The sequence below is a fragment of the Streptomyces sp. NPDC001108 genome, from assembly GCF_053598535.1.
The window spans coordinates 25133-38987 of record NZ_JBSFKL010000025.1; the positions used below are offsets into that span (position 1 = coordinate 25133).

The 13855-nt window shown below is 70.9% G+C and carries 12 protein-coding genes and 1 pseudogene; 4 read left to right on the forward strand and 9 right to left on the reverse strand.

The window, feature by feature from the left end:
- Window positions 1-19 precede the first annotated feature (19 nt).
- From ACWC97_RS32100 to ACWC97_RS32115, 4 genes are read right to left on the reverse strand one after another with little or no spacing between them, the layout of a single operon-like run.
- Entirely contained in the window at window positions 20-1276 is a 1257-nt protein-coding gene (locus ACWC97_RS32100; RefSeq protein ID WP_352280792.1) for a glutamate synthase-related protein, read from the reverse strand.
- On the reverse strand, window positions 1273-2289 hold the full coding sequence (locus ACWC97_RS32105; protein WP_450653167.1) for an asparagine synthetase A: 1017 nt from the start codon (window positions 2287-2289) through the stop codon (window positions 1273-1275). Before ACWC97_RS32105 ends, ACWC97_RS32100 begins: the two co-directional genes overlap by 4 nt.
- Complete coding sequence (locus ACWC97_RS32110) at window positions 2286-3647, reverse strand: methylaspartate mutase (protein ID WP_352280796.1); 1362 nt, start codon at window positions 3645-3647, stop codon at window positions 2286-2288. The genes ACWC97_RS32105 and ACWC97_RS32110 overlap by 4 nt, the downstream gene beginning before the upstream one ends.
- Before the next feature lie 59 nt (window positions 3648-3706).
- A complete protein-coding gene (locus tag ACWC97_RS32115) occupies window positions 3707-4177 on the reverse strand; it encodes a cobalamin B12-binding domain-containing protein (RefSeq protein ID WP_385216671.1) in 471 nt (156 codons plus the stop codon).
- 235 nt (window positions 4178-4412) lie between these two features.
- Here ACWC97_RS32115 and ACWC97_RS32120 point away from each other — a divergent pair, with 235 nt between their 5' ends.
- Window positions 4413-4694: a hypothetical protein gene (locus ACWC97_RS32120; protein WP_352280786.1), complete on the forward strand. Its 282-nt coding sequence runs from the start codon at window positions 4413-4415 to the stop codon at window positions 4692-4694.
- Window positions 4695-4835: 141 nt separating this feature from the next.
- Entirely contained in the window at window positions 4836-5048 is a 213-nt protein-coding gene (locus ACWC97_RS32125) for an MbtH family protein (protein WP_352280784.1), read from the forward strand.
- Between the two features lie 118 nt (window positions 5049-5166).
- On the opposite strand, the pseudogene ACWC97_RS32130 reads toward ACWC97_RS32125, so the two are convergent.
- Window positions 5167-5908 (reverse strand): annotated as a pseudogene (locus ACWC97_RS32130) (transposase family protein).
- Between the two features lie 131 nt (window positions 5909-6039).
- On the opposite strand from ACWC97_RS32130, the gene ACWC97_RS32135 reads away from it, so the two are divergent.
- Window positions 6040-6597, forward strand: a complete 558-nt coding sequence (locus ACWC97_RS32135; protein WP_450653170.1) for a hypothetical protein — start codon at window positions 6040-6042, stop codon at window positions 6595-6597.
- 218 nt (window positions 6598-6815) lie between these two features.
- On the opposite strand, the gene ACWC97_RS32140 is transcribed toward ACWC97_RS32135, so the two are convergent.
- Together ACWC97_RS32140 and ACWC97_RS32145 are read right to left on the reverse strand one after the other, a co-directional pair.
- Window positions 6816-7742 (reverse strand): ornithine carbamoyltransferase, encoded by a 927-nt coding sequence (locus ACWC97_RS32140; RefSeq protein WP_352280782.1) that lies wholly within the window; start codon window positions 7740-7742, stop codon window positions 6816-6818.
- 90 nt (window positions 7743-7832) lie between these two features.
- Window positions 7833-9194: a helix-turn-helix domain-containing protein gene (locus ACWC97_RS32145; protein WP_450653172.1), complete on the reverse strand. Its 1362-nt coding sequence runs from the start codon at window positions 9192-9194 to the stop codon at window positions 7833-7835.
- Between the two features lie 284 nt (window positions 9195-9478).
- On the opposite strand from ACWC97_RS32145, the gene ACWC97_RS32150 reads away from it, so the two are divergent.
- Window positions 9479-12490 (forward strand): BTAD domain-containing putative transcriptional regulator, encoded by a 3012-nt coding sequence (locus tag ACWC97_RS32150; RefSeq protein ID WP_450653174.1) that lies wholly within the window; start codon window positions 9479-9481, stop codon window positions 12488-12490.
- A 126-nt stretch (window positions 12491-12616) separates the two neighbouring features.
- Here ACWC97_RS32150 and ACWC97_RS32155 read toward each other — a convergent pair whose 3' ends face one another.
- A complete protein-coding gene (locus ACWC97_RS32155; protein WP_352280776.1) occupies window positions 12617-13054 on the reverse strand; it encodes a hypothetical protein in 438 nt (145 codons plus the stop codon).
- Window positions 13055-13275: 221 nt separating this feature from the next.
- Window positions 13276-13623, reverse strand: a complete 348-nt coding sequence (locus ACWC97_RS32160) for a hypothetical protein (RefSeq protein WP_352280774.1) — start codon at window positions 13621-13623, stop codon at window positions 13276-13278.
- Window positions 13624-13855: the final 232 nt, after the last annotated feature.

The window sequence follows — 13855 nt, forward strand, 5'->3', positions numbered from 1 at the left end:
GCGGGGTGGTGGGGCGGGGTCAGCCGGTGCGGGTGTCCGTCGGCAGCAGGACGTCCTCGGCGTCCAGGGCCGCGACGTCGTACTTGCCGACGGCGCTGATCAGGAGCCGGAGTTCCAGGGCGATGGACTCGACCAGGCGGACCAGGCCGGCTTCGGTGTCCTCGTCGACGGCGAGGAGTGCGGCCCGGCCGAGGCCGACGGCGCGGGCGCCGAGCGCCAGGGCCTTGGCGGCCCGGCCGCCCTCCCAGATCCGCCCGCTGGCGAGCAGGCAGTGGTCGGTGCGGCCGATACGGGTGAGGCATTCGCCGAGCGGGAGGCCGACCTGGGAGAGGAAGGCGGTCGGCGCCCAGGCGGTGCCGCCCTCAGCGCCGTCCACGGTGACGGAGTCCGCCCCGGCCGCCCATGCGGTGGCCGCGGCCTGCGCCACGTCGCGGCCCGGATGCAGCTTCACCCACACCCTGGCGCGGGGGAAGTTGTTCCGCATCAGCCGGATCTGCTGGCGCAGGATCTCCTCGGTGAAGGTGCCGGGGCTGCTGACCCGGAGCACCGACCCGCTGTCGTCGCCGAACACCGGGTCCATGGCGTACTGTCCGGCGACCCGGTCGCCCGCGTCGCGGCCCAGGACGGTGAGGCCGCCGAGGCCGGGCTTGGCGCCCTGCCCCACCTTGAGTTCGAAGGCGAGGCGGCCGGTGGCCAGCAGCGGTGCGGAGACCGGGTCGCTGTAGACCAGGTTCCACACCTCGGCGTCGGCGTCCTCGGTGGACTGCTGGACCACCACGCCGCCGTGCTCGTCGTCGGCTGCGGCCGTGTAGGCGGCGATCCGGCCGATCAACGGGGAGGCCGCGGCGTCGGCCGCGGAGCGGAAGCCGTTGACGGGCACCACGTTCTCCCCGATGACCATCGGGATGCCGAGCTGTCCGGCCTGGCGTCCGGCCGCCTCGCCCAGGTCGTGGCTGGCGACCTGGGTCGAGCCGAACGCGGAGACGTAGAGCGGCAGCCGGGAGGCGAAGCCGCCGATGCGGGTGTCCAGGGCGACGTCGGTGTACAGCGGTTCGCGGGCCAGGTCGATGAGCTTCGCCAGCCGCTGCGGCATGAACACCGGCGGGACGATCCTGGCGCGTTCCAGCAGGTCGTCGGGGTCGTGGCCGGCCGGGAGGGCGCCCAGCATGCTGGAGCCGTAGGTCTTGAGCTCGGGGAAGGCGCCCGCCGCCCCGGCCCTGGCCCGGTGCCGTACCTGGGCCTCGGGGAAGCCGTCGGCGCTCAGTGTCGCGGTCATGCCGACACCACTCCGGGGAGCTTCGGGTAGGCGCTGGCCTCCCAGGCGGCGGTGCGGCCGGTGACGTACCGGGTGAAGCGCTCCAGGCCGATGCCGAAGCCGGAGCTGGCGGGGATGCCCCGGCGGGCCAGGTCGAGGTACCAGCCGTACTTGGCGGGGTTCTCGCCGGTCTCCCGCATCCGGGTCACCAGGGCCGCGTAGTCGTGCTCGCGCTCGCTGCCGCTGCACAGCTCGCCGTAGCCCTCGGGGGCGATCAGGTCGAAGTTGCGCAGGATGCCGGGGCGTTCGGCGTCCTCCTGGTCGTAGAAGCCGCGCGACCCCTTGGGGTAGTCGACGACGAAGAACGGGCGGCTGGACTTGGCGGAGAGGATCTCCTCGCCCTCCCAGTCGATCTCGGCGGCCGGGTCCTGCGGGTGGCCGAGCGCCACCAGATCCGCGGTGGCCTCCCGGTGCGTGGTGCGTCCGAAGGCGCCCTCGACGACCTCGCGGAAGGCGTCCACGTCCCGCCCCAGCAGCTCCAGGTCCTGCGGCATCTCGCGGACGACCTCCGCCACGACGTGGGCGACGAGCCGCTCGGCCAGTTCCATCGCGTCCTCGCGGCGGGCGTCGCGGATCTCCACGTCGATCTGGTGGAACTCGGCGAGATGGCGGTGGGTGACGGCCGTCTCCAGGGGCTCCAGCCGCACGTTGGGGGCGATGTAGAAGATCTTGTCGAAAGCAAGCAGCGAAGCCTGCTTGTAGAGGATCGCGCTGGTCATCAGCTTGTACTTGTGGCCGTAGAAGTCGACGTCCACCTGCTTGGAGCCCCGGATGCCCGGGTCGGTGACCGGGCCGATGACCGGCGGCAGCAGCTCCTGGAAGCCCTGCCCGGTCAGGAAGGCGCGGGTCGCGGCGAGCATCCGGCTCTGCACCCGCAGGGTGGCACGGGTCGTCGGGGCCATCAGGTGCTGGTCGGGAGAGTCCGGGAACGGAGGAACGAAGCGGTCCGGGGACTCGGCGGTCGGGCTGGTCATGGTGCTACCTCCTGGGTGTGCTGCCGAGGGGCCGCCGGGCGACGGGCCGCCGTGGGAAGAGTGGAGCGGTGTGCGGTCCGGGGAATGACGCGGTCGTGCCGGCGCTGTACGAAGGACAGGGCGTCGAACAGTCCGGCGGCGGTGAGCCGCCGGCCGCGGTCGCGGACGGGTCCGAGGGGCATCGCCCCGATCTCGGACCAGGTGAGACGGCCGGACCCGTCGATGTGGCTCCGGGTGCGGCCCGCGTTGTCGGGGTGCAGGCAGTAGGGGACGTCGAGATATCCGCGGGCGAACGCCTTGAGCAGGGCCTGCCCCAGGTCGTCGTCCAGGTTCAGCACGGCGTCCACCAGGGCACGGGCCTCGGCGTACACGGGGTTGTCCGCCGGGTCGCCGGCCGGAGTCGGCACGGCCGGGTTCCGGTCGGCGGCCGCCGTGCGGTGGCGGGCGGCGGCCCGCGCCGCGACCCGCAGCGCCTCGACGTTCTCCGCGACCGTGGGAATGCGGTGCGCCTCGGCGGCGGTCTTCACGATCAGCCGGGCCGCCCCGGTCTCCACGGCCAGTTCGGCCGAACGCTCCAGGAGCTCCAGGGAGCCGGTCCGGGTCTGCGGGTAGAGGCCCATGTACGTGTAGAGGACGACGTGCCATTCGGTGTCCGGCAGGAACTCGCCGGCCAGTCGGCGCAGGGCGTGCACCGCCTCCCGGTCCTGGGCGGCGTTGGTCTGCTGGGCGTAGCTGAGCGAGATGCTGCGCAGTCCCGCCCGGTGGAAGAAGAGCGCCTCCAGCGCGCTGATCGCCACGAGCAGTCCGGGCGGGCAGAGCTGGCCGAGCATGCAGCCGCCGAAGGTCTCCAGGTGGGGTTCCGCCCCGGTGGAGCGCAGCCCGGCCAGGAAGTCGCAGCTCTCCTGCCAGTTGCGTACGGAGTCCAGGAGCGGGGTGCGCCCGTAGGGCAGGCAGTAGGAGACCGGGCCGCCCTCCGTCGCGTCCAGGCCCAGCCGGGCCAGTGCGGCCACGATGCGCTGGGGGCGTGCGGAGCCGTGCCGGATCTGTACCGGGAACCCGGCGTCCTCGACGCCGTCGAGGACCCAGCGGGAGGTCTGCGGGCTGTAGTGGGTGATCGGGAAGCCGTTGAGGGGGACGCCGCCGTTCAACGCGCGGGCCGCCGAGGGCTCGTCGTTGACCCGGGTGTAGCTGTCGATCGTCATCGTGCCGACGACCCCGTCGGTGGCGTTCCTGGTGGCCAGCAGGCCGGCCCGCATCAGCGCGGGGTCGGAGAAGCCCATCCGGGGCTGCACCACGAGCGTGCCGCGGGCCTGCGCCTCGGCGACGAAGCGGCCGAAGGAGTGCGGGCGGCGGTGCACGGTGGCCCGGGCGGCCGGGGGCGTCTGCTGGACCGGGGCGGTCTCCTGGACCGGGGCGGTCACCGCTCCACCTCCTTGGGGAGGGAGTCGAGGTACGACTCGAAGGCCGCGATGTCCACACCGTCCTGGAAGACCGCGTCGAAGCCGGCCCGGATGAGGGCCTTCGTCCCTTCCTCCCCGTTCCCGGACACGCCGAGCTTGCCCCCGATGACGGCGGGCAGGCCGGTGAGCTCCCAGCGCGACCGGATGGCCCCGATCAGCGGCTCGGCGTCGTGGAAACCGTGTCCGTTGACGCTGCTGACGACCAGCAGGTCGGGCTGGAGCTTGCAGCAGGACTCGACGATCTCGTCCTCGGGGACACAGGAACCCAGATTCACGACCTTGTGCCCGAGGTCTTCGATCAGCAATTGGATGTAGATGAGATTCCAGGTGTGCGAGTCGGACTGGAGTCCGGTGACAACAACGTCCAGCGGCCCGGATCGATGAGGAGCCGCACATTCCGCAGGATTCATTGTTCGCTTCGTCCACATCATTGGATGACAGGGGAGAAAGAGGTCCGGGACGAGCCCGTAACTTCCTTTCGGCCACCACCGTAGATTCGCCGCGAGGGCGATTCCGGCGCCCCCGGCGGCAACTGGGCGGCAGCAGAGCAGCAGTTGACCGAATGCCTGGTGCCGGGGTGTCGGCGGACGGCGAGACTGGCCGTACTGCACCAGCAGACCGAGCGCGCGGCACACCGCCGGCGGAAGACCGAGGAGTCACGACATGAAAGAGACCGGCCACAGTGCCCCCGCGGCGGACGTGCTCGCGGACGTCCTGGCGGAGGTGAGGGAACGGGTCGACCGGCGCGAGGCGCTCGGGGAGGCCCAGGTCGCGGTGCTCGAGGCCGCGGTGAACATCGTCCGCGCAGGCCAGCCCGGCGTCGGGGTGATGACGGTGGAGCGTTCGGAGCTGGTGCGCGAGGCGCTGGGCGCGGTGCGCGCGGCGACCGTCGCGACCGGTGTGGCGCTCACCCACACCCGTCGGGAGTCCCGGGTGGCCGCCTGACCGTACGGCCGGTGGTGCCGCCGATCTGCCCGTTCCACTGCCCGGCGGACCGGCCCGAGCCTTCTACCGTTTCATTGAGCGAAACACTCAGGCGCACCCGATGAGATCACTTTCCAACGTCGCCCAACCGAGGTGGAAATCATGGCAACCAATCCGTTCGAGGACCCCCAGGGCCGCTATGTCGTGCTGGCCAACGAAGAGGGACAGTATTCGCTGTGGCCGGCCCGGATTCAGCAGCCGGCGGGCTGGGAGCTGGTGAAGGAGGAGGCCGGAAAGCAGGAGTGCGGCGAATTCATCGAGGCCAACTGGACCGATATGCGACCGCGTTCGGTGGTCGCGGCGATGGGTGGCTGATTCCGGGGCCGCCCGTCCGGGGAGAGGACGGGTGCGAGGCACGAACACCGTGCCCCGCGCCCGTCCTTTCCCTTTCCCGGTCCCACTTCCCGGGTGCACGGAGCCTTTTCCATCTTGATCAGGTGGCGAGTTCGAGGGCGAGGACAGCTCGGACGACGGTTGTGATCCGGGTGGTGCTGCAACGGAGCTTCCGCAAGACTCGCCAGCATTCGAGGGTGGCCATGGCGCGTTCTCCGCGGCTGCGGAGTTTGGTGTGATCGCAGTTGTGACGACGGCGCCAGCCGCGCAGATCTTGCCCCGGAACGGGACGCGAACAGCAGGTCCTGCGCCCTGATACGCCTTGTCCGCCCAGCACTTGATCTCGTTGGCGGCGAGAGCGGCGGGTATGCGGTGGCTTCGGGCCGCGGTCAGATCGTGCACGGCTCCGGGGAGCGCCTCCGAGGCCCAGATCAGGCGGCCGGCTGGATCCGCGAGGACCTGGACGTTCATCCCGTGGTGTTTCTGCTTCCCGGAGTAGTACGGGCGGTCAGCGGCGATGCGGTGGATCGGCAGTACGGTGCCGATCGAGGATCGCGTACGCCTCCTTCCGCACGGCCGCCATGGCCTGCTTCAGCGTGGGCGCGAGCGCGGCCAGGAGGTCGACGGCCTCGCGTATGTACCGGTATGCGGTCGCGATCCCGACGCGGAAGCCTGCTGTAGGTGTCGCCGCAACGCAGGTGGGTCAGGACGAGCAGGGCCTGCCGGCCACAGGTCAGGCGGCGCAACCGGGAGCCGATCCGGTGGCGGTGACATGCGAGGAGACCGGCGAGGTGCTGCAGGGTACGACTGGACAGATCAATACCGGACGGGTAGAGAAGCACGCGGAAGCTCCTGGCGGGCTGGTGATCTTGGTCGAGAATTCACCTACCAAGGGCTTCTCCTGTCCGTCAGCTCACCTACGCAGCTCCCCTGGCGGGGTGGGCAACGCTCATGCGATGGCACACTGGTCGTCGTGTCGAACTCCTACGCGCAGCCCATCTTGAGAACAGAGGACCTCTCGGAGGGATTGCGCATCGTTGAGAGGTTGCTGGGGATCGCCGACCTGACGGATCTGGAAGTCGATTTCGATGCGCGGATCTCCTCGACTCACTCTCTGTCGGAGGTGCTGGCCCTGCTGCCGGACGCCGACTGCTGGGCTGCAGGGAATTGGGACGGTGCCTCGGACACGGGGGATGATCCGGCAGCCTGCCTGCCCATCCGGCTACGGCGCTGGGCTGGGGCGCCCAAGACCGTGGAGCCGTTTCTCAAGGCGGTGAGCGACAACCCGGCGACGGTACGGTGGGACTTCAACGCCTGGCCCGAGGCTCCGGAGATAGGCCTGGGGGTGGGAGGCACCCGCGGCGCGTTCGTCACCCTGTGCGCGCATGCCCGCGACCTCGATCTGGAGGAGCCTGCGGCCGACTACACAGTGTTCGTCCACGTCAAGCAAGTTGAGGCCGAACGCGCACCATGGCTCGCCGCCCAAGTCGGGCTGCGAGTGATCGGCGACTTGGTGATGGCACCGTACTGAGCATCCGTGAAGGCTCCTGGGCAGCGCAAACGCCAGGTTGGAAAGGGCGCACGGTCACCCGGTCGCACGGGCGCACGGAGCGGCGGGTCCCGGAGCACGCGCGGGCTCCCGGCGGACAGGGGTGGCCTCTGTCCGCCGGGAGCCCGTGGCGGTGTGCGGTGCGGGGTGGTGCGGGGCGTGCGGCGCGGACGTTCCCGCGGCGGACGCTCCTGCGGATGTCAGTCCTGGACGCCGACCACGCACCACTCCAGGACCGCCGCGGCGGCGGTCATCTTGTGGTGGGCCTGCCGCCAGGCCCTGCTGGCCGGGCCGTCGAGCACCTCGTCGGTGACCTCCTGGCCGCGCACGGCGGGCAGGTCGTGGAGGAAGACGGTGCGCGGGCCGGAGAAGCGGTCGAGGAACGCGCGGTCGATCTGGAAGCCCTCGAAGTCCTGGAGCCAGTCCGGGTTCTCCTTCTCCACGCCCATGGTCTGCCACCGGCTGGTGTACACGGCGTCCACCGGCCCCTCGACGTCGTCGGCCGTCACGACCTGGCTCACCAGAGCCTTGCCGCCGCTGAGTTCGGCCGCCAGGTCCAGGGTCTCCTTGGGGACCTCGTAGCCGCGCGGGCAGAGCAGGGTGACACGCAGCCCGGGGGTGAGGGCCGCGGCGAGCGCGAGGGCCGCGCCGGAGCTGTTGCCCTCGCCGACGGCGAGCAGATGCAGTCCGTCGAGCGAGCCGAACTCCTCGGTCAGGGTGGCCAGGTCGGCGATCGCCTGGGTCGGGTGCTCGTCCAGGGTCAGGGCGTTGACGACGGCCAGGTCCTCGCTGCTGCCGAGCCGACGGATCTCCTCGACGTCCCCGTTGGTCCGCACGACCAGCGCGTCCAGGTACTGGCCCAGGACCCGGGCGGTGTCCTCGACGGTCTCGCCGGTGCTGAGCTGGAGCTCGTTCGGGCCGAAGGTGATCACGTCGGCGCCCAAGCGGGTCGCCGCGGTCCAGAAGGAGGTCCGGGTCCGGGTCGAGGACTTGCGGAAGTACGTTCCGACCTGGCGTCCGGCCAGCGGCTTCGGGACGATGCCGTCCCGGCCGAACGTGACCGCGCGCCGCACCAGGTGGTCCAGCTCGGCGGGCGTGAGGTCGGCGAGGGAGATCAGGTTGCGCATGGGTGGGGTGCCTTTCGGTACGACGGTGCGGGCAGAAGTGGTGACAGGAAGAGAAGGGGGAACGGGGCCCGTGGCCGGCACGGGTGGCCCCTATTCGGCGGGTACGGCGACCAGTTCGGCGGAGTCCGCCGTCGGCTCCGCGTCGAGCACCGCGCGGACCAGGTTGAGCACGGTGAAGCCGACCGGTTCGCCCGCGGCGGTGGGAAGCCGGCGGATCAGGCCACGGACCAGCAGGGCGTGCACGTCACGGGCGGTCCTGGCCAGGGAGGTGCCGCGGCGCCGCGCCGCACCGTCCACCGTCCACGGGTCCTCAAGCTCCGCCAGGACGCGCAGCAGTTCGGCGGCCTGCGGGTCGAGCCCGGTCACGGCGGCGGTGAGCCGCTCCCCCAGGGTCGGTCCCGAGCAGGGGGCGGCGGGGGTCACCCCGTCGAGCAGGATCAGCGGGCTGGTCCGGGCGATGTCCAGGAGCTGGCGCGGGGAGTAGAGGAGCAGCCAGGAGGCGGCGGCCTCCAGCGCCTGGGGCATGCCGTCCAGGGCGCGGCATATGTGGGCGACGGTGGTGACGACGGAGTCGGTGGGCAGGAAGTCCGGCCGCATGTAACTGACGTGGGAGAGGGTCAGCTCGACGGCATGCCGGTCCGCGACGAGCGATCCGCCCGGGGCCTCGGCTGCGAGATCGGCGGCGGTCGGCACCGCGAGCGGGGCCAGCGGGAGCAGTCGCCCGCCGGGCAGTTGGACGGGCCGGTCGGTGGTCGTGAGTATTTTCAGGCGTTCGCAGACCCGCAGCAGACTCAGCAGCCGAGAGGTGACAGATGGTGACACATCGTAACCATCCAGTACGATCAGCGTGTCCTTCGACCCGATGAGTGCGGCAAGTTCCTCAAATTCTTCACCGTTTCGAACGAGTGCGCGGACCCATCCCGTCACGGTCGCCTGCGGATTAGCGACGGCACCGTCGGCACGTTCCGCATCGTCGGCCGGATCGACCCAGAGAACCGGAACCCCGTACTGGGTATGCATCACCGAGGCGGCTTCCTGGGCGAGCCGCGACTTTCCCACTCCCGGCAGACCCACCAGGGTGAGCAGCCGCTCGTGATCGGCGCGGAGCCGGGCGGTCAGCGCGTCCAGTTCCGCGCGCCGCCCGATCAGCGGGCGCAGCGGAGGGGGCGGGGTGGCGAGGCCGGTCCCGTAGATGTCCTGGAAGACTCGACCTGCGGACTTCGTGTCCACGGCGAGTTCGAGTTCGACACGCCGTGCGTCGCTGAGCCGCATGGCGTTGGCAAGCAGCTTCAGCGTCTCCCTGCGCGGGTGCTGGACCTTGCCGAGTTCCAGATCCCGAATGGCGCGCACGCTCACGGTGGAAAGACCGGCGAGCTGTTCCTGGGTGAGTCCCGCCCGCTTGCGCGCATTCTGCAGCAGAACGTCGAGCCCGGGTGCGGGCTGGGAATTCATCATTGTCTCCTCGGTCTCCACGTACTCAGAAATCGCAATGTCCGGCTACCCGACCATTCAGGACTGTCCGGAACGCACGGCCCTGAACGGGATCTTTCCGGTCCGCTCACGCTCCGTGCGCTCGGTACCTTCCGCGGCGGCGAAAGCTTGCTGTCGATGAACAGATTCCATCGAGCCATTCCCGAACTCTTCCCGGTGCGGTACCGCCAGTTCCCTCGGCAGCGGATACGATCGCTTCGCGCTGGTGGAGCGCTGCGGCTGCACAAAACTGAGGGGGCGGAAGCGTGTCAACTGCAGAGGAGTTTCGGCTGCGCTTCAACATCCTTGGCCCGATCGAGGGCTGGTCCAACGGCGAGCGGCTCCGGCTGGGCGGAGTCATTCAGGAGCGAGTTCTGGCCACTTTGTTGTTGGAGCCCGGGAAGGTGCTCCCCGTTTCCCGTCTGGTAGAGGCCGCCTGGGACGAGGACCCGCCGACCACCGCCTCCCATCAAGTGCGCAAGGCCGTCGCGGACCTCCGAAGACGAATACCCGGGGGCGCCGAAGTCCTGGTGACCGACGGCCCCGGCTACCGCGTCGACGAGGAGCAATGCGAAATCGACGTGGCCGAATTTGGTCTACTCATACGCAATGCGAAGCTGGCCGCGTCCGACGGCCGGGCGGCCGAGGCCGCGGAAATGCTGCGGAGTGCCCTGGAACTGTGGCGCGGACCGGTCCTCGGTGGCGGAGGCGGTCCGGTCATCGAGCGGGCCTCCACCTCCTTCGAGGAACGCCGGATGACGGCCGCGGAGCAGCGCATCGACCTCCGTCTCGCCCTGGGTGACGCCGCCGAACTCGTCGTGGAACTGCGGGAGCTGGCGGAGCGGCACCCTCTGCGCGAATCCCTGCGAGGCCAGTTGATGCTCGCCCTGTACCGCTCCGGTCGGCAGGCCGAGGCCCTGGACGAGTACGGCAAGGTACGCGAGCTCCTCGCCGACGAGCTGGGCATCGACCCCGGCCCGCACCTCACCAAGCTGTACGAGGGCATTCTGCGGGAGAGCCCGGAACTGGCCGGCCCCGAGCCCGCCCCCGCCGCCGCTCCCGTCATGGCCGTGGCGCTGCCCGCCGAGCCCCCCAGCACCCTGCCCTACGACCTCGCGGACTTCACCGGCCGCGACCAGGAACTGGCCGAGATCCTCGACGGTGCCAAGCGCGGCAGCGAACAGGGCCCCCTCGTCGTGGCCATCGACGGCATGGGCGGCTGCGGCAAGACCTCGCTCGCGGTGCGGGCGGCCCACCGGCTCGCCCCGGACTACCCGGACGGCCAGCTCCATCTCGACCTGCGCGGACACACGCCGGGCGACCAGCCGGTGACCGCGGGCATCGCACTCGACACCCTGCTGCGGGCGGTCGGCGTACCGGGCCAGCTCATCCCCGACGACGTGCCCGCCCGCACCGCCCTGTGGCGGTCCACCCTGCTCGGCAAGAGGATGCTGATCCTCTTCGACAACGCGGCCGACGCCGCCGCCATCCACCCCTTGCTGCCGCTCTCCCCCGGCTCGCTGGTCATGGTCACCAGCCGGGCCCGGCTGGTCGACCTGGACGGCGCGCAGTGGATCTCCATCGGGGAGATGTCGCCGGAGGACAGCGCGATGCTGGTGGCCGAGACGCTCGGGGACCGGCGCGTCGCCGCCGAGCCCGAGGCCGCCGCGGAACTGGCCCGGCTCTGCGGCCATCTCCCGCTGGCCCTGCGGATCGCCACCGCCCGGCTGCGCAACCGCCCGCGCTGGACCCTGCAGTACCTGGCGGAGCGCCTGCGCGACGAGACCCGGCGGCTCGACGAGCTCAGCTCCGGTGCCCGCAGCGTCTCCGCCACCCTCCGCCTGTCCTACCAGGCCCTGGACGAGGAGTGCCGCCACGCCTTCTCGACCCTGTCGCTGCACCCGGGCAACGAGATCGACGCGCACGCGGCCGGCGCGCTGCTCGGTGTCCCCGCCCGGGACGCGGAGGACCTGCTGGAGATGCTGCTCGACGTCCATCTGGTGCAGCAGCCGGAGATCGGCCTCTACACCTTCCACGACCTGGTCCGCAGCTTCGCGCAGAGCCTGTTCGCCGAGGCGCCCGAGGACACCGACGCGGTGGAGCGGCTGCTCGGCTACTACCTGACCACCACCGAGGTGGCGTGCGACCTGCTGTACTCCGGGCGGCGCCGCCGCAGTACCGGGATCGATCCCTCCACCTCGGAACTGCCCGCCCTGGACACCCCGCAGCGGGCTCGGGCGTGGTTCCGCCGCGAGCAGGGTTCGCTGCTCGCGGCCGTGACGCTCGCCGAGCGCAGGGGGCACGACCGTTATGTGGTGTGCCTGGCCCGCAACCTCGTCTTCCAGCTCAACGACCTCGGTCTCCTGGAGGAGTTCGGTGAGCTGAGCCGGGTCGCGGTGGCCGCCGCCGACCGGCTCCAGGACCTGTCGCTGCTCGGGGTGAGCCTGTCCAACCTGGGCGTCGCCTGCTGGAAGCTCGGGCGGCTCGCCGAGGGGCTGGAGGCCGCCCGGCGGGGCCGGGACGTCGCGATCGAGCTCGGCGACCTGTACACCCAGGCGCACAGCGAGAGCATCCTCGGCCAGTTCAACAGCCTGCTCGGCGACTTCCCCGCGGCCCTGGAGCACATGGAGACGGCGATCGCGCACGAGCGCGACCTGGACATGCCGCGCGCCGAGGCGGAGAGCCTGACCATCCTCAGCACCTTGTACGAACAGTGGGGCCGGTACGAGGAGGCCCGGGAGGCGGCGCGGCGCTCGGCCGATCTGAGCCGCAGGCTGGGCCAGCACGAGGGACTTCCCGGGGCCATGACCGACCTCGCCTTCGCCCATGTCGGGCTGGGCGCCCACGAGGAGGCCGACCGCTGTCTGACGGAGGCGCGCGCCCTGTACGGGGACACCGGGAACGAGGCGAACCTCGCCCTGACCCTGGCCCTCTCCGCCGACGTGGAGCACCGGCTGGGGAAGCCGGTCCGCGATCCGGACCAGGCGGAGCGGGCGCTCGACATGATGCGGAAGAATTCCTCTCCCCTGCGCCGCGCCAAGGTGGAGAACGTGGTGGGCCGGCTGCGCCGTCGGCAGGGCGACACGGCGGCCGCCCTCGAACTGCACCGGCACGCCCACGAGCTCGCCGCCTCCCTCGGTTACCGCGTCGAGCAGGCATACGCCCTCACCGGCATGGCCGACGCCCTCGGGGACGACCCGGCCTCCTCCCGGTACCGGGAGGAGGCCGAGCAGATCTTCACCGAGCTGGGCGTGCCCGCGGAACACCGCCGCCGCTGACGCCCGCCCACCGCCCCCGCCCACCGGGAACGTACGGGCGGCGGGGCGCACGGCACACACGCAGAGAGTCCCCCCGCACCGTGACCGGTGCGGGGGGACTCTCGTGCGGGGGGGGGAGGGGGGAGATCACATGACGGGGGAGGTCGGGCCCTTGTCGTCGTCGGTACCGGTGGTGCCCGTCAGGGTCGGGCCCTTGTCGTCGTCCGTGCCCGTGGTGCCGATGACCGTGGGGCCCTTGTCGTCGTCCGTACCGGTGGTACCGGTCAGGGTCGGGCCCTTGTCGTCGTCCGTGCCCGTGGTACCGGTCAGGGTCGGGCCCTTGTCGTCGTCGGTGCCGAGGGTGCCGACGATGGTCGGGCCCTTGTCGTCGGCGAGCAGGCGGGTGGCGGTGGTGGGGCCCTTGTCGTCGTCGGTGCCCGTGGTCCCGATGACCGTGGGGCCCTTGTCGTCGGCGACAACCTGCTGCGCGTTCCCGAAGCCGTGCCCCGTCTCGACCGCGGTACCGATACCGAAGGCCAGCGTCGCGGCGACGATTCCGAAGATCCCAGCAAGCTTGCGTCCCATGGTCCCGCCCCTAAGTGTTTGTGAGGTTTGCGGTGTTCCGCTTCCTGACACCACAGATGTTGCTGGCGGGCGTTCCCGGACCGTTCCTGCCCTGTTACCGCCGCCCCGAACTGCCTCGGGAACGGAACGGAATCGCCAGGTCGGCACGGTGATCACGCGTCTTCCGGCACGTTCCCGAACCGCCGCCCCAGGGGCGACGGCGGCGGTTCGGGAACGCTCCGCTATTCCGCGTAGAGCTGGCAGGCGGCGACCCGGGGGCCGAGCGGGGTGAGCACCACGCGGGTGCGCGCGGTTCCCGACTCGTGGCCGGCCAGATCGAGCAGCGACCTCACCAGGGAACGGAGCACCGCGCGCTCCGTCTCGTCCAGGACCGTCACACCCGTGTCCGCCCCGGGCGGCCACTCCACGATCCCGGCCACCATGTGCATGCCGTTCTCGGTCCTGGTCTCCACACTCAGCTGAGGCCCCTCCCAGGACTCCGAAGCGGCGTACGGATGGGACAGGGTGCCGGACGCCACCCGCTCGGCCCACCGCTCGACGGTGGACAGGTCCTGAAGGGCCTGACGCATTCCCTTCCCGTCGGGGGAACGATCCCTGGGGTCCTTCACGTGAGTACTCCTTCTGCAGACAGCTACACGGAGGACTCTTGCCGCCGGGACTCCCGATCCCCTCCCGATCCGTTCCCGTTTCCTTCCCGTTCGCTCGTTCGCCAAGGGAACGCAGCGGTAATCGGTCACCGCATGATGGCCACCGTTCGACTCAGACAGGGATCCGTGGAGATCCGCAACGGATGCGACATCC